The sequence below is a fragment of the Paraclostridium bifermentans genome, assembly GCF_019916025.1.
GTDB classification, from domain to species: Bacteria; Bacillota; Clostridia; order Peptostreptococcales; family Peptostreptococcaceae; genus Paraclostridium; species Paraclostridium bifermentans.
Window position 1 is genome coordinate 2,017,576 of record NZ_CP079737.1, and the last position, 24,827, is coordinate 2,042,402.

Here is a 24,827-nt window from a genome sequence, read left to right on the forward strand (position 1 = left end):
TTTTATTTTTTTAACTATAATAAAAAATATTATATAGTTTTATAATATTCCTTATTTATAATTTTATATTTTTAAAAAATAAATTTCGATTTAATTTTTAATTAATTTCAGGTCAAATCTTAACTTATTTTTATAAAAAACAGTTCAAGGAAAGTATTTTCAATTAAAAAATCACTGCAAATAGATTAAATTTTAACTCTTCGCAGTGATTTATATTAATATTTTGGTTTTATAGTATAAAATTTGACTTCATGTGGTTCTAAGTTAGCATTTATAATATAGTCATTATTTATGTATTTTTTATACTTCTTTATTTCTATCATTGAGCTATTATTTATGTAAGCTACATCCTCTTCATCTAAGTAATCAGGACTTCCCATATTAACCCACGTATCAAAAGACGAGCCATGTTCTTTGCTAATCTTATACTCTTTAAACAAATACTCTCCAGATTCAATATTTTTTAAATTAATCGTAATATTTTTTTCTATATTTTTAAACACATTATACCTATCTATTTTACTTATTTGAGAAATATCTCCTCTAGAATAAATATTATCAAAGTGACAATAATTATAAATCATAATTTGATAGGTATCAAATTGTTTAGTAACAATATAGCAATCTCCTATATCTATTAATTTATCTCCTAACTTATTTAAAAGTTCATATGCATAGAAAGCAGATTTTTTAATTCCATTGTTTAATATAAGTCCTAACCCACCATGAAATAAATCTTCATCTATTCTAAACTCTTCTAGTAAATCAGTAGCAGCCCAATATCCAAATCCATCTAATTTATCTAAATTCTCAATGATATTTTTGGTAATGTAACTAGCCTTGTATAAAGTATCATTAGTAAGATCTCTATGTGATGGTGTCGAGTTCCATTCTGTCATATATATACTAGTATTTTCTAATTTAAACCTTTTCAATATCTCTTTTATTTTATTTATTACTACGCTAAGATAATTTACATTTTTACTAATACATATTTTAAGTTCATTATTTAATAAATACTCAGTTACACTTCTATCTAAATATTCTACTGGATAACTATGAAAAGTTATAAAGTCCGGTATACAATTATTCTCTATGCAATAGTTCAAGTATATTTCTAACCAATTATTTTTCAAAATGTTATACCCTAATATAGATGGTCCTCCTACTTTAAAGTTGCTATTTACAGACTTTATAGTATTATACGTTTCTTTAAAAAACTCATTGTAGTATTCTTCTTTATTAAATCCAAAGACTGAGTCTATGTCAGGCTCATTCCAAACCTCAAAATACCAAGAACTAACTTCCTCAAATCCATATTTATTTACACAATGTCTAATAAAATTTTCAACTAATAAATTCCATAGCTTAATATCTTTAGGCTCACTAATGACACTTTTTGTGTAAAAAATTGACTTGTTTGTATTAAGTGCAAGTTTAGATGGCATGAATCCAAGCTCTACAAAAGGCTTTAAATTTATACTCAATAGAAAATCAAAAAGCTTATCTATATATGTAAAGTTAAAACTAGGATTATTATTTTTTTCATCATAAACCATCATACTATCATCGAAGATTCCATGAAATCTAATATATTTAAATCCAATTTTACTTTGAATCTCTATTAGATGCTCTTGTACATCTTTCATCAAACCTTCTTTAGCCTTTCCTATTGTAATTAAATTTTTCCATGTATTGTTTATACTTTTAATTGTTTTGCTTGCATCAACATGTACAACATTTTCCACCTTATCTATTATTTCTAAACCTTTTGCATCTTCTTGACCCTTTAAATATTTAAAAATAAAATCTATTTGATTATTTTCATTAATCTCTAAATAATTGATACCTCTGTCTGTCTTACTATTTTTTATTTCATTTATATTACAAAATTTTTTCCTATAGTTACTAGGTGTTTCTTTATATGTATTCTTAAATAAATTTGTAAATGATTTTGTATTTGCAAAACCATTATTTAGAGCTATATCAGTAATGTTGTAATCAGTGTTCAGTAAATCTTTCATTGCATGTTCTAATCTTATAGAATTTAGATATGCTAGAAAATTTACTCCCATATGTTTTTCAAAAAATTTACTAAAATATTGAGGTGATAAGTACTCCATACTAGATATATTATTTAGAGTTATATCTTCTTTATAGTTTTTTTGCATATGTGAAATTACTCTATTCAACCTATCTAGATGTTTATAATTTTTATTTTCTGTCTTTGTTTTTGTACTATTCTTAAATCTGTTTATTAGTATATATACTAACTCATTTAGCAATGAGTTTATTTTTATATTATATCCGTTGCTTTGTTTTAAATAGTTATATGTTATTTCTGATAGTATTTTCCTAATTAATATAAATCTTTTATCGTCTTTAGTATATTCAAATGATTTACAGTTTAAGTTTATTTTATCAATATCTTCATATAAATCATTAAATGATGATAGATCTATTTGAATTGCTATTACTATATTATTTTTTTCAGACTTTATTGAATGTATTTCTTTTGAGTTTATTATTATTAAATCATCTTCTTGTAGATTATACTTTTTCCCATCAACTAATAAATCTACTTCCCCATTTGCCACTAATAATATTTCTATACTTTCATGCCAGTGACTTTGAACAACATCTACTTCATGAATAAATATATTTACTGGTAATGATTCATTAAACTTTATAGTTTCGTATATATACCTCATTTTTTACCTCACTACTTATATTATATAAATTTTATATTATATCCATTTGTTTAATTTAATCTTACCATATTACTATTTATTTTTATAACCAAAATACTACATTAGTTGATATAGTATTATAAATCTAGTTAATAAAAATCATATAAAAAAGGCAGATTTCTCTGCCTTTTTTATGTGATTTGATATTTTCAATACCTTTATTTATCTATTTATTTTCAAATTAAAAATATCCTTTTTCAATACCTTCTTTATATTGTTTTTCTCTATACTCCCTATTATAAGCTTTATCTTTAAATTCATTAACTTTGCTGATATCAAAGAAACTTTCCTTAAGCTCTCTTCCTCCTGTGATGGTTATAATAAAACAACTTTCAACTTCATTGGAGTCTGATAACTCTACACAATAATGCTTAAGTTCATCTTTAATAGCACTCATATACTCGCTTACTCTCGGGATATAATATTTAAAATTATGATTATCTAAGAATTCTACGAGTTCCTCTCGAGTATTAAAACTATAGTTCTTCATATGTATCTCCTTTTTAAAATTATGTTTATGTATTTATTATCTCTTCTTTTTTTATAATTATTAAATATTCCACATTTAATTATCATATGCGTATATATTTTTATGTATATTAACATTTTATACAAGATTTCATGATATACTTAAATATGTGGAAATTGTTGTAAACCTAATCAAAACGTTTCCAAGTTTAAAAAGGATGGTGATGGGAATTGATTTTAAAAGATAAGAAATACAAGTATCTTTTTGAGCTTATAATTTTAGCATTAGGATGTTTTATAATGTCTGTCGGACTTAATATGTTCTTAGAGCCATATATGATAGCGTCAGGGGGACTTACAGGTCTTGCAATAGTCCTTAAAAATATTTTTAATACTCCTTTATGGCTTATAAACTTAGTTTTTAATATACCTCTGTTTATATTCGGAGTTAAAATTCTTGGTAAAAAAGATGCTATAAAGACTTTAATAGGAATTTTATTACTTACATTTTTCTTAAAGGTTACAGAACCACTAACTTCAGCTTTTCAAACTAATGATATATTATTATCATCAATTGCAGGTGGTATAGTTGTTGGAATAAGTCTTGGAATGTTATTTAGAATAGATGCATCTACTGGTGGAACAGAACTTGCTTGCCTTATCTTAAATAAGGTTTTCCCATTTATATCTATTTCCGTTTTCATGTTTATAATAGATGGTTTAGTAATAATTTTAGCAGGGCTTGTTTCTAGAAATATTCAAATAGCTCTATATGCTATAATATCTTTATATATTTCAGTCAAAATTTGCGACACTATTGTTGAGGGATTTGATTTTTCTAAATCTTTTATAATTATAACTGATAACCCGGATGAGATTTCTGATTCTATTATGAAAAACTTAGAAAGAGGAGTTACTTTTTTAGAAGGCCGTGGAGGATACTCAAAGCAAAAGAAAGATGTTTTATTAGTTGTAGTTTCTCGACGTGAAGAAGTTATTTTACGAAAACTTGTTAATGAAATAGATCCTTTAGCCTTTGTTATAATAAATAATGCTTATGAAGTGCTTGGAGAAGGATTTACAAGAAAAGTTTAAAATATAATAAAAAAGCCATGAAGGTTAATATCTTCATGGCTTTTTATTAATCTTTTTGTGTTTTTAAAGCTTCACTTAAAGCTATTTTCTCAATTTTTCTAGAGCATATGGCTTTAGATATTTCAAAAGTAAGAGCTATTATAACAAACCCTATAAATATATAAGGTAAGCTAATTTTAGCTTCTAGCGCTATATCTAGTTCCTCAAATATTTTAAATATCAAATTTATTATAATATATCCAATAGGTACACCTATTATATACCCAAGTATCACGTAAAATCTTGAACCATTTAGCATCATTGAGTTTATTTCTTTTTTCTTATATCCAAAAACCTTCATAAGAGCTATATGATTTTTATTTTCTTCTATGCTCGTAGATGCTATTATGTATACTATAATGATACCTATGATAAAAGCTACCACTGCTATTCCGTATATAAAAACTTCCATTAAATCCATATAATCTGCTAGCATATCTTTCATGTTACTAGGTGTATTTACCATATATATTAAATCCTTATCTAATTTAATAGGTTCTTTTGAAATGATTGCACTATGCTCACCTTTTTTAAGCCCCATTATTTTATTAAGATTATCTATTGACGTAAATATATAATCTCCTGCATTTGTTTTAGCTATATCAGTGATTTTTATAGAATATTCTTTATCATCAAGTATATTTATAAAAGATAGTTTATCACCAATATCTAATTTATATTTTTTTGCCATTTTAGAAGAAATAATAAATTTATTATCATTAATGTTTATTTCTTTTCCATGTTTATCTTTTAAACTTACCAATTTTGAGTTTTTACTTACTCCCAATAACTCAAATTTATCTTTTAGAGTACTATCGATTGCAAATCTAATTCCCGATATCTCCTCTGAACCCACAGGAGGCTTATCTGTTGTAGGCTGTTTTAATATATATTCATAATTGTAGCTAAACACATCATTACTATCTTGGTTAATTGCATAGTCCATTGAACATTTAGCAATAAATCCATACATCAAAAATACCGTAGCTATAGCAACTCCAGTTACCAAGAACACTAATCTAGGTATTGAGCGTAATTGTTCTCTTATAGCAAACTTTGTTTTAAATTTAAATTTACTTAAGTTAATTTTTCTTTCAATTTTATTTACTTTTTTACTCTTAATTTCATTGTTCATTAATGAAACTGGTAATGATTTCAATATCTTATTAATAGATATGTAACTTCCTACAACAGTAAACAATACGCATAAAATTATTCCTAATATAAAATATTTAGGGCTATACGATAATTTTTCTACTGGAATTGGGAAAAATTCAAGGAATAAGTCAAAGATGTATTTTTGTACGATAAGACCAATGGTTCCCCCAATTAATCCACCAGTCAGTGAAAGTATTATAGGATAGTTTAAATAATGCCTCATTATTTCTTTTTTTCTATATCCTAATGCATATAATGTACCAATTCCTGCCATTTCATTTTTTATCATTCTTCCTAAAACAATACTTATTAATACAACTGTTATAAATAATATTATTGTAGGTAATACAATCGAATATGTACTTATAGCCATAACTTCTATATCTAATACTGATATCTTTAAGTTATTTTTAGCATATACCCAGTCAATTATATTTACTCCATTTTCATTTAAGTAACTTTTTAAATCTTTTGATCTGTTATATATACTTTTATTTTCATCATTATATTTTACTGAATATAAATAATCACCATTTTCAATATCTTTTTTATTTATTATCCCTATACCAAATTTTTTAGGATTATTTATAATATCTCCTTCTTTTTCAAGTATGTAAGCATAGTTTGGTATACCTATGAACCCAGAAACTTTATAAGAAGAATCTCCTATACTATAATCATCTCCAATTTTTATTTTATTTGATTTAGCAAACTGAGGATCTAAGGCTATTTCTCCAACCTTTGGCATCGAACCTTCTAAAACTGAAGTAATATTTACCTTTTCATTTGGAGTAAATAATCTTAATGTTTTGCCTTTTTCTTCATACTCTTTTACAAGAGTTTCATCCATTTTTAAATTAAACTTATTTTCTATCTTACCTATATCATTAATTTTATTTGAAGTATAAAATTCTAAGTCTTCTTGAATATTTTTAGTTACATATTCATCTTTGTTGTATCTTAAATTTTGAGCTGTAAGATTTAATGAAACAAATAAAAACACTGATAATATTAGCATATACAGCATTCCTAAATATTTTCCCATATTTTCCTTAATTACGCGTAATATGCTTTTATTTAGCTTCATTACCATTGAACCTCCCTTGCATCAGCCGGATTGTTGTTAGTGATAAAATCTGTAACCTCACCACTTCTAAATTTATATATTTTATTTGCCATGGCACTTATTGAAGCATTGTGTGTAATTATTAAAATTGTAGTATTAAATTTTCGGTTTATATCTTGTATAAGAGAAAGTACATCTATTGCTGACTTATAATCTAATGCCCCTGTTAACTCATCACAAAATAATATTGCTGGATTTTTTATTACAGCTCTAGCAATTGCAACACGTTGTTGCTCTCCACCAGATAGTTCTTTTGGAAATCTATTTTTTTTATTCATTAATCCTACTGCATCTAGAACTTCATTAATATTAAGAGGTGATTTACTTATATTTTCTATTATTTCTATATTTTCTAATACTGTTAAATGAGGCATTAAATTGTATGATTGAAATATAAATCCTGTTTTTTCACGTCTATATTCTACTAGTTCAGAATCTGATAGTTTAGTAATATCAATTCCATCTACAATTGCCTCACCACTATCTGATTTATCTAACCCTCCAAGAATATTCATTAAAGTAGATTTTCCACTTCCTGATGGCCCTAATATTACTCCTATATCACCTTTTTCAATTGATATATTTGTATTTTTTAATGCTATAGTTTCGATATCCTCTGTTTTGTATGACTTACATAAGTTACTAGTTTTAATAAACATTAGTTTTCTCCCTTATAGTATAATTTTTCATAAAAATTTATATAGTCTTCTACTTCTTCAAATAATCTTTTTAAATCTTCTTCATAGTTTTCATATGATAATTTATCCATCCATTTCATTGATAGTCCATCAAATGTAAGTTCAATAGCCTTTACTGCCATATCAATATCTAAATCATCTCTAAATTTTGTTTTATCATAATCACCTATAAAGTTTAATACTATTTCGTTTCTATTTTTAAGCATATCTTCTAGCCATTTTTGTGCTACTTCTGAATCATCTGCGTACAATGTTTGAAAAAACTTAAAAATATATGGATTTTTTTTAAGTATTTCAAACTTAATATGCGCAGCCTGTTTATATATTTCAAAAAAATCAGTTTCATTATTTTCTTTTTGTTTAAATACTTCATCTTTAATTATATCTATTTGATAATTACAAATATATAAGTATAATCTTTCTTTATTTTTGAAGTATTGAAATATTGAACCTTTCGAAATTCCTGCTTTTAATACTATGTTATCTACTGTTGCATGTCTATATCCTTTATTGGCAAACTCTTCTATTGCTGAATTTATTATCCTAAGTCTTTTTTCCTCACCTAGATTTTCAAATGTCTTATTCAATACTATTCCTCCTTATTTCTTCATATAACTAACTTGGTCATACTTATATATTATTGAATGTGACCAAATTAGTCAACTTTTGTGTAGATTAATAAAAATAAAAAAATTAAGGCTATAATCTTTATAGATTAAAGCCTTAATTATACTATATTTATATGTAACTAAGCATTAGATTTTTCTTTTATATTATGAGTATTCCATGTAAATGATAAAAATACTATAGATAAGATTGCAGATGCTATTAGCATTATAAATCCTCCATCCCAATTAAACTTATCAACTACAATACCCATTGCTAGTTCAGCTAAAACTTGTCCTCCCATGTAGCCAAATAAACCGGTAAACCCAGCCGCAGTTCCTGCTGCTTTTTTAGGTACAAGGTCTAGTGCACTTACCCCTATTAACATAACAGGTCCATAAATTAATGCTCCTATTGATGCCAATGCACAATTTATAGCAAATGGACTTGTACTTTTCCAATATACCGCTGTTGCTATAGCTACTCCAGCCATACATATAACTCCCATTGGAGCACGTCTACCATGGAATATATGATCACTAATCCATCCAACTATAATAGTTCCAGGTATAGCAGCATATTCAAACAATGCAAATGCTATAGAAGAGTCTTTTGGGTTAAAGTGTCTGACTTCTTGTAAATATGTAGGCACCCAACTTATAACACCATATCTAACCAAGTATACGAAAACGTTTGCAATAGCTATACACCATAAAAGCTTATTGTTTAATACATACTTAAATAATATTTCCTTAGCGCTAAGTTCTTCTTCAGCATCTTTAACTTCAACCTCGTACTCTGGATAGTCATCTTTAAATTCTTCAATTGGTGGTAATCCAACAGATTGTGGAGTATCTCTTGCAAATATAATATATGCTAGTCCACCTACAATTGCTATTATTGCTGGCAAGTAAAAAATACCTTTCCATGTTCCAAATAATGATACCCCAATTAATGCAATTGTAGCTATAAATCCTCCACCTACATTATGTGCAGTGTTCCAAATTGACATTTTAACACCACGCTCACTATCTGAAAACCAGTGAGTCATTATTCTTCCACATGGAGGCCATCCCATTCCTTGAAACCATCCATTTAACAACATTAAAACAAACATAAAAGCAATATTAGTTGTGTTTGGTAAAAACAAGTTTACTATACCTGATAATATAAGCCCTATTGCCAAGAAATATCTTGGATTAGATCTATCAGATACATTTCCCATTACAAATTTACTAATACCATAAGATAATCCAAGTGCTGATGCAACAAATCCTATCTCAACTTTTGTAAACCCCTGTTCTAAAAGATATACTTTAGATAAAGCAAAGTTACTTCTTACAAAATAGTATATAAGGTATCCTACATAAATACTAATAAACATCTGAATACGATATTTTTTATAAGCTGAATCTATTTCTTTTTCTGGTAGCCTGCTTATGCATGGAGCTGGCTTTAAAAATTTTAACATTAAAAATCCCCCTTTTTACGTTAAAAAAGCCAAGCTAAGCCTATGTTAATATTGTTAAAATAGTAACATCCTAAGGCTTGTGCTTGACTCCTGTTCTCTAACGCACGTTATATATTGTAATTTTTCTAACTTTATGTCCTCACTATAAAAGGTATCACATGATGATTCGTTTTTCAACATTTTTTTACAAATATACATATTAAATATCCATAATAAATTTATTTCGTTAAAATATAGCAAATTTAACATACCTAATTTATAATTAATGATAAAATATTAAAATTATTAAGGAGGCTTTTATCTATGAAGCAACGACCAAAATCCATAGATGGTACACTTAGAAAATCATTTTTACGTGTTCCTGAGGTTATTAGAGAATGTAGTGGTATAAATATTTTTGGAAAACGAATAAAGTCACTTGTTTTTTCAACTGATTTGGCTATTATAAAAAATGTAAATGCAGACGCAGTAATAGCTGTATATCCATTTACTCCTCAGCCAATAATTACACAATCTATTATTATGGCTTCTGATATCCCTGTTTTCGCAGGAGTTGGTGGCGGTCTTACAAAAGGAATACGCTCAATAATGTTAGGCACTAACGCTGAATTACAAGGTGCTATTGGTGTCGTTGTTAATGCCCCCACAACAAACGGTGTAGTTAGAGCTTTATCTAATGCACTTGATATACCTGTTGTTGTTACTATTGTAAACGATGATACAAACATTCAGGAAAGAATAGATGCTGGAGCAACTATTTTTAATGTTTCAGCTTCTTCTGATACTCCTCGAATAGTTGCAAAAATTAGAGAATCTTATCCTGATTTTCCAATAATAGCGACAGGTGGTCCAACTGATGAAAGCATAAGAAAAACAATAGCCGCTGGGGCAAACGCAATCACTTGGACTCCACCTTCTGTTGCTGAATTATTTAAAGATGTTATGACTTCTTATAGGGAAAATGCAAATTCTCATTAGTATATAGTTTTCGTAATTTATCAATTTCAATCAAAATAATAAGAGGTACCCCAAGAATTGCATATGCATATCTACTGGATACCTCTTATTATTTTTAAATTAAAATGCGCATTCTATAAAGTTTATATTTCTATATTCTACAGCCATTGGTACAAATCTAATATTACCAGATTGACAAGCTATTCTAAATCCTTGAATGCTCCTACGATCACTTCTATCCACTATCATAAAGAAATTAGAAGGATTAAATCCTCTTCTCATTACTATTCTAACTATTGCCATCCTTCTGCAATTACCTATAGTAAACTGTCCCCCCTCAGGTGATATAAAGGTTTCAGGTGATTGCGCTGGATTAGGCATAATAAAATCTACTTCTGTATCTATCTCTGAATCGCTATTATCATCATAAACCTCGTAATTTTCAAAATTCATAGAAGGCTCAAGTAAACTAGCAACTTCTAAGTATTCATTTTTAATATCCACATCAGGTCGTACATTTTGTAACTCTCTAAGATATACAGCCATAAACTTCCAATAATTATCCCAATATTCTTGCCAATAATTTCTTTCCATTGTTGATTCTCCTTTTTATGATATAAATATTGTTCTATATATCATATGAAAATATCTGACAATGGTTCTTATTTATCCGAATCAATTTATTTTTAAAATTACATATCTGCTCTAGTTACTTTTCTTGGTCTACCTTTTATATTTTTAGTTTGCAGTGCTTTTAGCACCATCTCCCCTTTGTTGTTTAATATTTCAACATAAGTAGATATATCAAGTACACTTATAACTCCAATGTCTTCTGCATTCATACCTTCGATGCTACAAAGTGTACCTACTATATCAACAGGTCTCATCTTAGTTTTTTTACCCGCATTTATATGAATCTTCATTATTTCTTGGCTTAGATTAGCACCTTTATCTTCTTTAACTTTTTGTCTTTGCTCTAATTTTTTATCAAATTCAGGCTTTAAACTCATTACAAGTCTTTTACTCGGTTTCATTTTCATTGTTAATTCCTTACCTGTATAAGAGTATATTTCAAACATACGTCTTTCATCAGATTTCATAACAAAAGTAATAGCTCTTCCCTCTTTACCTGCACGACCTGTTCTACCTATTCTATGAACATAGCTTTCTCTTAAAACAGGTACATCATAATTTATTACATGAGTGATATTATCTATATCTATACCTCTAGCCGCTACATCTGTTGCTATTAAGTATCTAAAATATCCTTTTTTAAAGTTATTCATTACTTTAATTCTCTCATCTTGTTCCATTCCTCCATGTATTTTATCACATGGATATTTAAGTTTTCTTAATTCATTGTATAAAGACTCTACCTTAACTTGTGTATTACAAAAAATAACGCAGCTATCTGGGTTTTCTATTGTTGTTACATCTTTTAATAAATTTAATTTTCCTGTTTCTTCTATGTTATATCCATCTTGTTGTATTCTATCAACTGTTAATGTTTTTGCTTCAATTTCTATTGTCACATGATTTTTCATATATTTTTTTGATAATCTATTTATATCATCTGGCATAGTTGCTGAAAATAGCATAGTCACACGATTCTTAGGCAGTAATGAAATTATTTCTTCTACTTGTTCTAAAAATCCCATACTAAGCATCTCATCAGCTTCATCTAGTACAAGATATTTTATGTTATCAGTTATAAAGTTGCCTTCTTTGATATGGTCTATTGTTCTACCTGGAGTTCCTACTACTATATGAGTCTTTTGTTTTAACTCTTTTGCTTGTAATGAAAAAGATGATTTACCATAAAGTGCTGGCACTTTTATTCTTTTAAATCTTCCTATGTTAAATACATCTTCCTTAACTTGTATTGCAAGCTCTCTTGTCGGTGTAAGTATTAATGCTTGTGGTTTGTTTTCGTCCCAATCAACTAACTCACATAGTGGTATTGCAAATGTTGCTGTTTTACCACTTCCTGTTTGTGATTTTACTAATACATCTTTATTTTCTAGTGCAACTGGTATTACCTCTTGCTGAACTTTGGTTGGTGTCTTATAGTTTAGCATATTAAGTGATTTTAATATTTCATTGCTTAGTTTGTAATCTTTAAAGTTTATATTTGTCATTTATGTGTTCTTCCTTTATGTCATTTTAGTATTTTTATATAGTATTATACTTCTATTTATATATATTCCTTATTTTTCTGTAATACTTAATATATCATAAAAATCATACTTCTCCTAATTATATATTTAATACTTAATAAAATCTATTAAAAAATACATGCTTTATAAATAATTTTTATACATATAATTCATAAATCGCCAACCAAAATTCCAACATAGTATAACTTATCCAACATTAAAATAGTTAGTTTTTTACAAATGTAATAATCTCTAAAAGAATATGTAACTTATTTAGAATATAAATCATATTATGATTATAGACTAGCTTAATGTTATAAAATTTATATAGCTAGTTTTTAATTGAAAGTTTTTAATTATGTTTAATCCCCTGGAGGTTAATTTAATTGAAAAAAAAGTTAATTGTTACTATAAATTTTAACACAATGGATTTATCAAAAAATAGATTAACAAAAGAATGGATAGATTATAGGATTGATTTATTTATAAAATACACTTATTTTAGTTTAGTTAATCAAACTTACCAAGATTTTTTAGCTTTAATATACTATGATATAAACAGTCAAGATTTAGTTTTAGATGCTCTATCTAATTATCCTAAGCTTGCTTCTAATATTATATTTAGGCCTATGAATTCAACTATTGGATTTGAACAAATATGTGAAGATGACTTTGTGAAAGAGTCCATATTTGGATATGACTATTTATATTTAGTTCCTTTTGATTCTGATAATCTAATGCATCCTGAATATCTCCAAAAAATAATAGATTTCGAAACTAAGCCAGATACTCAATGTATTATAAATAGAAATGTTTATATTTATGATATATCAACTAATACTATGCTTTCCTTTACTACTCCTGATTATCATTGTGGTTTATATGCATTAATATATGATGTTAATTCATATATTAATGGACTTCGTTATAAATATGCAGATCATGGTTCAGTAGTTCATTTAACTCATGAGTATCTATTACATGAATATGTTATGGTTTTAATACACGGAACAAATATTTTAAATTCATTATCTGCATACCAAGGAATTCCTAAAACCCCTGAAGACTTAAAAGCTAAAGCTTTAAAAGATTTTAACTTAATATAAAATAAAAAAGGAGGAACGATTCGTTCCTCCTTATCTTATAGCATATTTTTATAATCAGATAAAAACTTTTCTATTCCTATATCTGTTAATGGATGCTTTGCCATTTGCTTTAATACATTAAATGGTATAGTAGCTATATCAGAACCCGCCATAGCACATTCTGATACATGGATTGGGTTTCTTATACTTGCTGATATTATTTCAGTATTGATACTGTGTACCTCAAATATATTAGCTATATCACTTATAAGATCTACTCCTGTAACGCCTATATCATCTAATCTTCCAACAAATGGGCTTACATAAGTAGCACCTGCTTTTGCTGCAAGTAATGCTTGTTGTGATGAAAATATTAAAGTAACGTTAGTTTTTATATTCTTCTCTGAAAGAATTTTAACTGCCTTTAACCCTTCTATACACATTGGCAACTTTATAACTATGTTTTTATGTAACTTAACTAATTCTAAAGCTTCTTCTACCATTTTATCAGCTTCTAAACTGATTACCTCAGCGCTTATTGGTCCATCAACTATTTCACATATTTCATTTATTACTTCTTTTAAATCTCTTCCTTCCTTAGCTATTAGTGAAGGGTTTGTTGTTACTCCATCTAATATACCCCAAGTCGCTGCTTCTTTTATTTCATCTACATTTGCTGTATCTATAAATATTTTCATAATATATCTCCTTAGTTTTTTTTAATTGTTAAAATACTACTCCAGATTTTAATATTATATTTGCATATGGTGTAAATTCACCTGTCCTAACTATAGCCATAGAATCTTTAGTCACAGTTTTAAACTCTTCGTGAGCTATTTTAGTTATTTTTATATCTTTAAATCTATTTTCTATCTCTTTATAAAGTTTTTTACTAACTTCTTCCATTTCACAAGCTATTATAACTTCTTCTACTTTTAATTCTTCAAGTACTGTATCTAATGTATCTAAAAATGTTGGCACACCTTGCTTTAATGCTAAATCTATTCTTTTAACATTTTTCGGTATAGGAAGCCCACTATCACATATTGTTAACATGTCTGTGTGTCCCATTTTTGATATTACTGATGATATTTCACTGTTTATTAAAACTGATTTTTTCATCTTAAATCTCCTTCATTTATGTACTATTTTTTATTTAAGTCTTTATAATTTTAATTATTTTACTAAAATTTATGATTCATAACGTCATATAAGTTAGGTATTGATGTTTGCGCCCCTATGTTAGTAACACATAATGCACCTACTTTTGATGCAAAATCCATCGCTTCATCTATATCTTTTCCTTGAGAAAATGCTACTGATAATGCCCCTGTGTAACTATCTCCTGCTGCTGTTGTATCTACAGCCTCTACTTTATATGATTTTTTAAATTCTATTTTATCCTTATCTAAATAAAGACTTCCCTTTGATCCTAATGTAACTATAAGTTGTTTTACACCTTTTTCTATCATTACATTAGCAGCTTTTTTTATATCATCTTCGTTTTCTATTTTCACTCCACTTAATATTTCAAGTTCTGTCTCATTAGGAGTTAATAAATCTACATTTTTTATAATATCATCACTAAGCTTAACTGCTGGTGCTGGATTTAATATTGTAAACTTACCTAATTCTTTTGATTTTTCTAAAGCGTATTTTATAGTATCTATCGGTGTTTCAAGTTGTATTACAACTATACTACTTTCTTTTATACCATCTATACATTTATCTATATCTGATTCTGTTAATTCGAAGTTTGCCCCTGGAGATACTACTATAGAGTTTTCAGCATTCTTATCTACAGTTATAAGTGCCACCCCACTTGGTCCTTTTTCAATTTGTACATAATCAGTTTTTACTTTATCAGCCTTTAATTGTTTTAATAAACTTTGTCCAAATCCATCATTTCCAACCTTACCTATCATATAAACTTCTCCACCAAGTCTTGATGCTGCAACTGCTTGATTAGCACCTTTTCCGCCTGGTATTTCTTTAAATTTACTTCCTATTAATGTTTGACCCTTCTTTGGCATTTCATCAACATTTACAACTAAGTCCATATTAAGGCTTCCTATTACACATATCTTTTTCATGTTAAATTCTCCTTTTTGTTGTCATTAATTTGTAATATATTTTCATATTTTTTACATATATCTTACATAATTATATCTTTTTTATTATGCAATTTCATCTATTAATTCACTAGCTATACTTTCTTCATTTTCATTTTTGCTCACTAGCTTTATTCCAACAAATGTACCTATCGTCAATCCTATCATAGTATAAAGTCTGTAATCTACAATTCCATCATACAAAGCAAGGTGTATTAAACCTGATGTAACTGCCCCCATTATAGGTGCTACCACAGGTATCCATGCATATTTAAAATCAGAACTTCCTTTACCTGGTATTGGTAATAATAAGTGAGCTAAACGTGGACCTAAATCTCTAGCTGGGTTTAATGCAGCTCCTGTTACTCCACCAAATGATGTTCCTACTAAAAATATTAAACATCCAACAGCTAAAGGCTTTAATCCACTTGGGAATGTATTTGTGTCTAGCCCTAATATACAAAATACTAATGCAAAAGTTACTATGTACTCACTAAAAAAGTTTGCTAAATTATTTCTTATAGTTGGTGCTGTAGCAAATATCGTTAACTTAGCTTGTGGGTCGTCTGTTTTTTCCCAATGATTGATAAATTGAAGGTATACTAGTAAGCCTCCAAACATACCTCCAGCTATTTGAGCTAAAATATATCCTGGAACTAAGCTCCATTCAAAATTTCCTCTAACTGCTTGCATAATTGTAACCGCTGGATTAATATGAGCTCCACTTATATCTCCAAGGCAATATATAACCATCGCAACTGTACATCCCCAGGCGATATTTATTGCTACATTTCCTGCTTGATATGACCCTGATGTTTTTAATGAATTTCCTGCTAAAACTCCACAACCAAAAAATATTAACATTGCTACCCCTATGAATTCCGCTAAATATACGCTCATTTTAGTTCATCATCCTTTATAATTATTTTTTGTTTAGTTCCTCTTCTTGATATCGTTTTCCAAGTTATATTTGATATAATATACTATTTTTTTCACTTTTTCAATATATTTTTCATATTTTTTTCATATTTCTTTCATATTTTTACATCTTTGTATTTTTCAAAAAAAATAGAGGCTATTTAGCCTCTGTTTTACTATTAATCTTTATTAACTTTTCAGACCCTCTGAGCACAATACTTGGTTTTAATACTATATTTTGAGTAGTATACGGTTCTTCTTCTAAAATTTTCTTTGATAAAACTTCAAAAGCTATTTTCCCCATTTCAGAAGTTTGCCTAGAAACAACACTAATATTTAACCCTAGATAAGTAAAAAATTCTAAATCATCAAATCCTAGTAAAGATATATCTTGTCCTATTTTCATTTCCATCTCATTTAATGCATTTATAACTCCTAATGTCATCATATTATTGCAGCTAAATATCGCAGTTACATCTTTATTATTATTTATTATTTTTTTTGTAAGATTATATCCCGAGTCAATTTGATAATCTCCTTCATGAATATAATTTTCATTTATTTCTAATCCATTCACATTATGTGCTTGCTTATATCCTTCTAATCTAAGTTGAGCTGTCTCATACTCTAAAGGACCTGTTATAACAGCAATTTTTTGATGTCCTTCAGCTATTAAAGTGTCTACACCGTCAAAAGCTCCCTTTTTATTATCACTAAATATGCCATCAAAATCACAAAATATCAAATCTCTATCTATTAATATTATAGGTACTCCCAAAGAATTTAGGTTTTGAACATGCTTTTTGGTAGTTTCTCTATTTCTTATAGTTGTAGTAATTATTAGCCCACATATATTAAAGTCTTTTAATGCATCAATTATTTTCATTTCTTTTTCAATACTTTCTCCACTATCAAATGAAAATATATTATAGTTCAATTTATCTGCTTCTTCAGTTAATCCTTTAAGAACATCTGTAAAAAACATATTTGATAAATCCGGAAATACTACTGCAATATTTTTTTCTTTTTCATATATGTTGTCTTGTTTTTTTATTTCTTGTATTGCATTCTTAATCAATTCCCTTGTTTCTTGTTTTACATATCCGGATTTATTTAAATATCTAGAGACTGTAGCTATAGATACACCTGATTTGCTAGCTATATCTTTTGTCTTTATATTCATATCATCTTTCCTCAATTCCTTAGATTAATAGTTTCTATTTTTATCTTTAATGTATTATTTGTTTTTACTATATTATATTATAAGATATATATTTAGTAAAAATAAATATATATTCTAAAAAACACTTACTATAGATAATTTATATTGATAAGTGTTTTATTTTATTGATTATTAAATTTTTCTGAATACTTATATTATCCTCATTAAATTGCTATAGTTTAAATTTGTCAAACTACTACTCTAATAAAATACAACTCTAAATTCACTCCCTCCTCCTAGCTCACTGCTTACCTCTATATAACCATTATTAGCTTCTATTATTGATTTACTCAGTGAAAGTCCTATACCAACAGAGTTAGGCTTATTACTTCTGTAAAACCTATTAAAAATATTAGGTATATCTTCTTTCTTTATACCTTCCCCATTATCTTTTATAATTACTTTTGTAAATACTTTACTTTTTTCTATACTAACTCTAACACTACTATTTTTAGAATGTTCTATACTATTTTTAACAATATTTATTAAAGCTTCTCTTATCCACTCTTTATCTCCACAAATAATAGCTTTATCCTTTTCTTCAAATACTATTTCTACATTATTTTCTACAGATAACATATCTAAACTAGTTAAAACTTCTCTTATAATTAAATTCAAATTAACTTCATTTTTTTTCAACTTAATTGCCTTAGCATCTATTTTGCTTAAATTCAATAAAGATTTTATCATCCATTCCATACGTTCTAATTGAGTTTTACTTGCTTTCAAAAACTTGTATTTTTGTAATTCATCTACATTTTCGCTAAGCATTATTTCATTAAATATCATAGTAGATGCCAAAGGAGTTTTTAGCTGATGAGATATGTCAGATATTATTCTAACTAAAAACTCTTTTTCTTTATTTATATTATTCATTTGATTTTTAATTACATCTCTCATTTGTCCAAAAGCATATGAAATTTTTGAAAACTCACCTTCCTCATATTCATCTATATCTACATCATAATTACAAGCTAAAATTTCCTTAGATGCGTTGGTCAATCTATTTAATTTAATGCATACTTTTCTATGATATATATTACTTATTTCTATATTTATAAACGTAAACACTATCATTATAATACCTATAAATATACAAGTTATAACAAATATATTATTAAAATTTCCAATAAATTTCATATTTAACTTAGTGCTATATCCATAATCTTTTATTATATCTAATCCATAATCTAAATCCTTTTTATTAACATTACTAAAACTTAAACTTACTATGTCATTTTCAAGATTTGGATATTTACTACTTAGAGAACCTATTGTATATGCTTTATTTTCTATATAATCAATTTTCAACTTATCATATGAAATAAAAAATACTAAAGTTAAAATGGCAAACGTTATTAAATTAGTTATAACTATTATTATTAAAGTTTTCTTTATTTCACTATTTTTGTATAATTCCAACTACATCACTTCCTCTACTTCCATGTTCCATTTATAGCCCATACCTCTTTTATTAACTATATATTTTGGTTCTTTAGAATTATCTTCAATTTTATCTCTAAGTCTTTTTATATAAACAGATATTGTGTTGTCATCTACATAATAATAATCTTTCTTAAACACTGATTCTAACAAATCATCTCTGCTTAAAAATTGATTTGGCTTTTTCATAAAACTAAGTAATAACTTGTATTCTTGTGTTGTTAAGAGTATTTCTTGTCTATTCTTTTTTATATCTATACTAAAAGTATCTACAATTATATCTCCACTTTTTAGATATCTTTTACCAAAATTGTATTTATTACTTCTTCTAAGTACCGCCTTTATCCTTGATATCAGCTCTCTTATTCTAAATGGCTTTGTTATATAATCATCTGCTCCTATATCCAGTCCTAATACAATATTTACTTCCTCATCTAATGCGGTTAAAAATATTATAGACATATCCTTAGTTTTTCTTATAAATTTACAAGCTTCATATCCTGTCCCATCTGGTAAATTTATATCAAGTATTGCTAAATCATAATCATTATTTTCTATTTCACTTTTTGCATCTTCCACACTTCCTACTACTTTAACTTCAAACCCTTCTGCAAGAAGTGAATATTCCGTTCCCATAGCTAAGGCTTCATCATCTTCTACTAATAATATTTTTTCCATGTTTACCTCCAAAGTATATTCAAAAAACCATGAGATAACTCATGGTTTTTTATTAATTTTCCTTAATAGCTTCTATTATATTACTTTTTCTTAATTTTTTCATAGGAATTAATGCAGATATATAGCCTATTACAATAACTCCTACTATAGCTACTATAATTTCTATATAAGGTATGTTATATGCAAATCCTTTAATTTCTGAAAATTTTAAATAAATAATATATGATAATATAGTTCCTACTATACTTCCAACTATACCTCCATATATTCCAAAACACATTCCTTCTAAACAAATCATTGATTTTAACTCTTTTGATGTCATACCTATTGCTTTTAAAGATGCGATCTCCTTTGTTCTTATAGTTATATTAGTAGATATTGTATTTATTATATTTATACTACTTATTAATGTTATAACTATCGTAAACCCTAAAAGTAATATTATTGGAAGTAAGTTATATGCCATTGCCTCTTTATTTAAATCTTCAACATTTTTAACATTAAAGTCAGGATACATCTTTATAAAACTATTTAACTCTTTTTCTACTTTATCTACATTTTTAGAATCACACTTAATTCCTACAGATTCTCTATTGAATTGACTCTTAGCAACATCATTATCTTTTATAATACTCTTTAAATTTTCAGTAGGTAATATTATCTTTTGTATTCCATTCATTCCTAGATAATAAGGAGCATCATCTATAACTGCGCTCACCTTAAGCGTTATTAGTTGATTTTTATTATAACTATCTTTTGCATTTTCCTCTATTTTAGGTTCTAAACCTTTACTATACTGATCTTGAGTTAATCTTTCTTGTTTATAGAAATAATTAGGATCTATTTTTATTTCATCTCCAACCTTCAGATTCATTACAGGAGATAAAATTGCATTTGGCATCTTTTCATTTTTAATAACTATTACCTCATTTTCTTTTAAGTTATCTATACTTCCACTAGATACATAAGGATTTAAGGCTTCTAATTTATTCTTATCAAATGCATTCATAAGTACAGATAAATATTTATAATCTTTATTCTCATATTTAACAGTATTTATAAAATCATAATTCTGATCTTTAATTATCTTAGGTATAACATACTCATCTACTACAGCCTTTAGTTTTATAGGTGTATAACTAGAATATGCATTTTCTATACCATTTAGTTTTTCTATACTTTCAAGCATATTGTCATCTATAAAGTATTCTCTATCTCCCTCAAAATTTTGAGATATTCTAAAACTCATCTTACTTTCTTCTGTAATCTTTTCAGTAAAATTCCCAGCATATTTAGCAAAACTTATAAACGATATAAATAGAATTACACTCATAGCCATCGATATTGATGTTATATAAAATCTCTTTTTATTTCTTTTTATATTTTTTATAGCCATTATTTGATTCACTTTTAGCATCTTATTTAAATTATATTTTCTTCTTGATTTTTTTATTTTTTCCTTACTTATTGAGTTGCTAGAACTTATTGCTACCAAAGGTGATATTTTTGATACTTTTATAGCTGGTAGTAAAGCTGATATATAGACTGATGTAGCTCCTATCACCATACTACCAATTATTACTATAGGAGATATTATAAATTTTATATCCGCTTCTCTTGTAAAAGATTTAAATATACCGAGAATTCCAAATATAGATATTATTCCTAAAAATAAGCCTATAGGCATAGCTATTATTATTATCGTAGTTGCTTCTCTTAATATTAATGTTCTTATTTGCTTTTTTGTTGCTCCCATAGCTTTAAGTTGACCAAATTGTTTAATTCTTTCTGCTATACTTATATTAAATGCATTATATATAAGCATAATAGTAGCCATTACTACTATTCCTACAACTATAGCCCCTATCCCAAATAAAGCACCATTCATACTTTTATCTTTGCTTTCTCCTGTAAACTTTAGTAATCTATCATTTTCTGCTATATTGTTTTTGCCCACTAATTTAGTAATATCATTTATAACGTCTCTTTTATTTGCATTATCCTTTATTTTTATATATATAGGTAGATTTTTTATATCTTTTTCTACATTAATATCTAAAACATATCCATTAGTTATTCCGCTTGCTTTAGAATCCCACTTATCGTTTGCTATACCTACTAAAATGTACTCTTTATTATCTACCTTTAGCTTATCCCCTATATTAATTGGTTTTTTAAAATATTTTAATATCCAGCTTTCTATAACTATTTCATTATTTTTTTCAGGTAATCTTCCTTCTTTAATTTGGACATTTTCTATGTTAAATAAACTTTTATTACCTGACTTTACATTTATTTTTTTATTTCCTACAAAGTTATCATATACCATTTCGTTTTCCGGAGATATAAACTCTATTTGAGGATTGTTTTTTATTTTTTCAAATTTTTCTTTATCTATATTTTTTAATATTATATGGTAATTTCCATTCAAATTTATTTGCTCTTGTACAAAACTATTTTGCAACGCAAGCAAAAATGTACCAATAGAACTTATAAGTGCTATAGAAAGTATTATACCTATAATCATTAACTGAGTTCTTTTTTTATTGTATTTTAAGTATCTATTACTTACACTTTTATAATTATTTATCATTATTTTTCCTCCTATGCATTATATACATCATCTATTATCTTTCCATCAGACACAGTTATAACTCTGTCCGCTTGTTCTGCTACCTTTTCGTCATGTGTTATAAGTATAAGTGTTTGGTTATATTTTTTTGCCGTACATTTAAGTAAATCTATAACTTCTTTTGTCGTTTTACTATCTAAGTTACCTGTTGGTTCATCGGCAAGTATTATAGCGGGTTTATTTATAAGAGCTCTTCCTATAGATACCCTTTGCTGTTGACCTCCTGATAATTCTGAAGGTAAATGATTTCTTCTTTTTTGAAGTCCCAATGTATTTATTATTTCATCTAAATATTTAGAGTCTACTTTTTCATTATCTAAAAGAGTTGGAAATGCTATATTTTCCTCAACGTCTAGAACTGGTATTAAGTTGAAAAATTGAAATATAAATCCTATATTTCTTCTTCTAAATATACTTAATCTATCATCATCTAGTTTATATATTTCATTATCATTTATAACCACGCTTCCACTACTTGGTCTATCTAATCCTCCCAATAAGTTAAGTAGCGTTGACTTTCCAGAACCTGATTGACCTACAACTGCTACGAATTCACCTTTATTTATGCTGAAACTTACATTATCTATAGCTTTTACTTTATTTTCACCTTGTCCATAATATTTTTTTAAATTTCTAACCTCTAAGACTTTCATATATCCAACCTCCGATTTATATATTTATTGATAAATTATGTATTTATTATAAACTTATACTTTTTTTAGCTCAATAAACGTACCATTACAATCTCTCATGTTAACTTACAAAAATGTAATTATAACTACACTGTGCTAAATATATTTTCAAATAAAATCACATTTAAAGAGCCAGTTCCTGATATTTTATCATGAACTGGCTCTTATAAGATAACCCTTTCAGATTATCTTATTTAATACAAATTGTATGTGTATTTTAATGCTATAGACTAAACTTATTTCCCTATTCACATCTTATTATTTTTGTGCACACTTAAATCATCTTATATACTAACCTTAACAACTTTATTATCTATATAATCTAAAAACTTAATAAAATCATCTCCAGATATATTAAATGTTTCCGTATTTATAGCTGGATGAAAGTTAAGATTTTGACCATCTAGTAAATCATTATCTATTATAACTTCTACTACACTATTTGTATCATTTATAATACTAAATGGATTTACACTACCAGGTGTTACCTTCATTAATTCATATAATTTATCTGGTGAATCAAATGAAAGCCTACTACTTCCAATTTGTGATTTTATTTCTTTTAAATCTACAGCTTTATCGTGTTTTGATACCACTAAATAATTAAGACTTTTATTAGAGTTTTTCAAAAATAAGTTTTTACAGTGATGCCCTGGCATGTCCTTTGTAACTGCGTAAAATTCATCAGCTGTAAATACTTCATCATGTTCTAAAATATTATATTTTATATCTAGCTCATCTAATTTATTATATATTTCTTTTTTCATAAGTTACCCCCTGCTGCATTTATATAAGTATATTATTACATAAATTTTAGTTTATTTAAACTGTCTAAATTAGTAACATTCAGCTGAAATTAAATTCACTTGACAATCTCCTCTTAATGTAGCAATTGCAAAAAACTCTATTGAGTTTAGTCCATCATAACTGCAATGTGGATATATAAAATTTAAATTGTTGCTTTGATTACAATCAATTTCATTTTGACTTGTACACATTGATTTTTCATCTATATTTTCTAATTTTGATGTTCCGCATACATTGTAGTTTGTTAAATCTTTATAACTTGAAATTTTCACTTGCAATCTTAATGTAACCCCAGGTGCTGGATTTTCTTTAGTTCCATAATTTTTAGGTTCACTAGCAGTTACATTACAGTCCAAGTAATATCCAGGACTTGCAGAAATTGTTTTAGGTGAAACAGTTGCATCTGCTAAATAACTTCCCTTTCCGTTAAATGTACCTTTACAACTATATGAGAAGTAAAATATTAGATTAGCTATAATTTCATCATTTTTATTTCTAATATAATATCCAAACGGCCCATACTTTCTATCAACAAATCCCTCCATATCCTCCCAAACAGCGTTTTTAGGTAAAACAGATACAGAAACCGATTTAAAATTTACATTAGATTCTATATAACTAAATCCCCAATTATCTTTAATTATTTTTGATTCAAATTTTTCACAACAATTTAATCTTTTATCTTCATCTATATTCAATTAGTATCATTCTCCTT

Annotated in this window: 22 protein-coding genes; 3 read left to right on the forward strand and 19 right to left on the reverse strand. The window is 26.9% G+C overall.

All coding sequences use genetic code 11. The features are described from left to right. Nucleotides 1-215 precede the first annotated feature (215 nt). Nucleotides 216-2,711 carry a GH39 family glycosyl hydrolase gene (locus tag KXZ80_RS09720; RefSeq protein WP_021433285.1) on the reverse strand — a complete coding sequence of 832 codons (2,496 nt, stop codon included), beginning with the start codon at nucleotides 2,709-2,711 and terminating at the stop codon, nucleotides 216-218. 220 nt (nucleotides 2,712-2,931) lie between these two features. Next, nucleotides 2,932-3,240, reverse strand: coding sequence for a hypothetical protein (locus KXZ80_RS09725; protein ID WP_025161899.1), 309 nt, complete (start codon nucleotides 3,238-3,240; stop codon nucleotides 2,932-2,934). Nucleotides 3,241-3,449: 209 nt separating this feature from the next. Between KXZ80_RS09725 and KXZ80_RS09730 the strand changes: the two genes are divergently transcribed. Beyond that, entirely contained in the window at nucleotides 3,450-4,313 is an 864-nt protein-coding gene (locus KXZ80_RS09730; RefSeq protein WP_064506430.1) for a YitT family protein, read from the forward strand. A gap of 46 nt (nucleotides 4,314-4,359) precedes the next feature. On the opposite strand, the gene KXZ80_RS09735 is transcribed toward KXZ80_RS09730, so the two are convergent. The 4 genes from KXZ80_RS09735 to glpT form a co-directional block, all read right to left on the reverse strand. After that, nucleotides 4,360-6,597, reverse strand: a complete 2,238-nt coding sequence (locus tag KXZ80_RS09735) for an ABC transporter permease (RefSeq protein ID WP_021433287.1) — start codon at nucleotides 6,595-6,597, stop codon at nucleotides 4,360-4,362. After that, entirely contained in the window at nucleotides 6,597-7,295 is a 699-nt protein-coding gene (locus tag KXZ80_RS09740; RefSeq protein WP_021433288.1) for an ABC transporter ATP-binding protein, read from the reverse strand. The genes KXZ80_RS09735 and KXZ80_RS09740 overlap by 1 nt, the downstream gene beginning before the upstream one ends. Next, nucleotides 7,295-7,921 carry a TetR/AcrR family transcriptional regulator gene (locus tag KXZ80_RS09745; RefSeq protein WP_021433289.1) on the reverse strand — a complete coding sequence of 209 codons (627 nt, stop codon included), beginning with the start codon at nucleotides 7,919-7,921 and terminating at the stop codon, nucleotides 7,295-7,297. The genes KXZ80_RS09740 and KXZ80_RS09745 overlap by 1 nt, the downstream gene beginning before the upstream one ends. 161 nt (nucleotides 7,922-8,082) lie before the next feature. After that, nucleotides 8,083-9,411: a glycerol-3-phosphate transporter gene (gene glpT, locus KXZ80_RS09750; RefSeq protein ID WP_021433290.1), complete on the reverse strand. Its 1,329-nt coding sequence runs from the start codon at nucleotides 9,409-9,411 to the stop codon at nucleotides 8,083-8,085. A 303-nt stretch (nucleotides 9,412-9,714) separates the two neighbouring features. Between glpT and KXZ80_RS09755 the strand changes: the two genes are divergently transcribed. Then, nucleotides 9,715-10,389, forward strand: a complete 675-nt coding sequence (locus KXZ80_RS09755) for a beta/alpha barrel domain-containing protein (protein WP_021433291.1) — start codon at nucleotides 9,715-9,717, stop codon at nucleotides 10,387-10,389. 99 nt (nucleotides 10,390-10,488) lie between these two features. On the opposite strand, the gene KXZ80_RS09760 is transcribed toward KXZ80_RS09755, so the two are convergent. Together KXZ80_RS09760 and KXZ80_RS09765 are read right to left on the reverse strand one after the other, a co-directional pair. Beyond that, complete coding sequence (locus KXZ80_RS09760; RefSeq protein WP_021433292.1) at nucleotides 10,489-10,962, reverse strand: hypothetical protein; 474 nt, start codon at nucleotides 10,960-10,962, stop codon at nucleotides 10,489-10,491. Between the two features lie 98 nt (nucleotides 10,963-11,060). Further along, nucleotides 11,061-12,506 carry a DEAD/DEAH box helicase gene (locus tag KXZ80_RS09765; RefSeq protein WP_021433293.1) on the reverse strand — a complete coding sequence of 482 codons (1,446 nt, stop codon included), beginning with the start codon at nucleotides 12,504-12,506 and terminating at the stop codon, nucleotides 11,061-11,063. Nucleotides 12,507-12,910: 404 nt separating this feature from the next. On the opposite strand from KXZ80_RS09765, the gene KXZ80_RS09770 reads away from it, so the two are divergent. Further along, a complete protein-coding gene (locus KXZ80_RS09770) occupies nucleotides 12,911-13,630 on the forward strand; it encodes a rhamnosyltransferase (RefSeq protein ID WP_021433294.1) in 720 nt (239 codons plus the stop codon). A 35-nt stretch (nucleotides 13,631-13,665) separates the two neighbouring features. Here KXZ80_RS09770 and fsa read toward each other — a convergent pair whose 3' ends face one another. From fsa to KXZ80_RS09825, 11 genes are all read right to left on the reverse strand, one after another. After that, nucleotides 13,666-14,307 (reverse strand): fructose-6-phosphate aldolase, encoded by a 642-nt coding sequence (gene fsa / locus KXZ80_RS09775; RefSeq protein WP_021433295.1) that lies wholly within the window; start codon nucleotides 14,305-14,307, stop codon nucleotides 13,666-13,668. Between the two features lie 28 nt (nucleotides 14,308-14,335). Continuing rightward, nucleotides 14,336-14,731 (reverse strand): D-ribose pyranase, encoded by a 396-nt coding sequence (rbsD, locus tag KXZ80_RS09780; protein ID WP_021433296.1) that lies wholly within the window; start codon nucleotides 14,729-14,731, stop codon nucleotides 14,336-14,338. Between the two features lie 62 nt (nucleotides 14,732-14,793). Continuing rightward, on the reverse strand, nucleotides 14,794-15,702 hold the full coding sequence (gene rbsK, locus KXZ80_RS09785) for a ribokinase (RefSeq protein ID WP_021433297.1): 909 nt from the start codon (nucleotides 15,700-15,702) through the stop codon (nucleotides 14,794-14,796). Between the two features lie 84 nt (nucleotides 15,703-15,786). Further along, on the reverse strand, nucleotides 15,787-16,620 hold the full coding sequence (locus KXZ80_RS09790) for an MIP/aquaporin family protein (RefSeq protein ID WP_021433298.1): 834 nt from the start codon (nucleotides 16,618-16,620) through the stop codon (nucleotides 15,787-15,789). A gap of 175 nt (nucleotides 16,621-16,795) precedes the next feature. Further along, nucleotides 16,796-17,821 carry a LacI family DNA-binding transcriptional regulator gene (locus KXZ80_RS09795; RefSeq protein WP_021433299.1) on the reverse strand — a complete coding sequence of 342 codons (1,026 nt, stop codon included), beginning with the start codon at nucleotides 17,819-17,821 and terminating at the stop codon, nucleotides 16,796-16,798. 240 nt (nucleotides 17,822-18,061) lie between these two features. Continuing rightward, nucleotides 18,062-19,282, reverse strand: a complete 1,221-nt coding sequence (locus KXZ80_RS09800) for a sensor histidine kinase (RefSeq protein ID WP_021433300.1) — start codon at nucleotides 19,280-19,282, stop codon at nucleotides 18,062-18,064. Next, nucleotides 19,283-19,981, reverse strand: a complete 699-nt coding sequence (locus KXZ80_RS09805; RefSeq protein ID WP_021433301.1) for a response regulator transcription factor — start codon at nucleotides 19,979-19,981, stop codon at nucleotides 19,283-19,285. Between the two features lie 52 nt (nucleotides 19,982-20,033). Beyond that, complete coding sequence (locus tag KXZ80_RS09810) at nucleotides 20,034-22,574, reverse strand: ABC transporter permease (protein WP_021433302.1); 2,541 nt, start codon at nucleotides 22,572-22,574, stop codon at nucleotides 20,034-20,036. 11 nt (nucleotides 22,575-22,585) lie between these two features. Then, nucleotides 22,586-23,266, reverse strand: coding sequence for an ABC transporter ATP-binding protein (locus tag KXZ80_RS09815; RefSeq protein ID WP_021433303.1), 681 nt, complete (start codon nucleotides 23,264-23,266; stop codon nucleotides 22,586-22,588). A 323-nt stretch (nucleotides 23,267-23,589) separates the two neighbouring features. Next, nucleotides 23,590-24,072 (reverse strand): prolyl-tRNA synthetase associated domain-containing protein, encoded by a 483-nt coding sequence (locus tag KXZ80_RS09820; protein WP_021433304.1) that lies wholly within the window; start codon nucleotides 24,070-24,072, stop codon nucleotides 23,590-23,592. Nucleotides 24,073-24,141: 69 nt separating this feature from the next. Continuing rightward, nucleotides 24,142-24,810 (reverse strand): hypothetical protein, encoded by a 669-nt coding sequence (locus KXZ80_RS09825; RefSeq protein ID WP_021433305.1) that lies wholly within the window; start codon nucleotides 24,808-24,810, stop codon nucleotides 24,142-24,144. Nucleotides 24,811-24,827 lie beyond the last annotated feature (17 nt).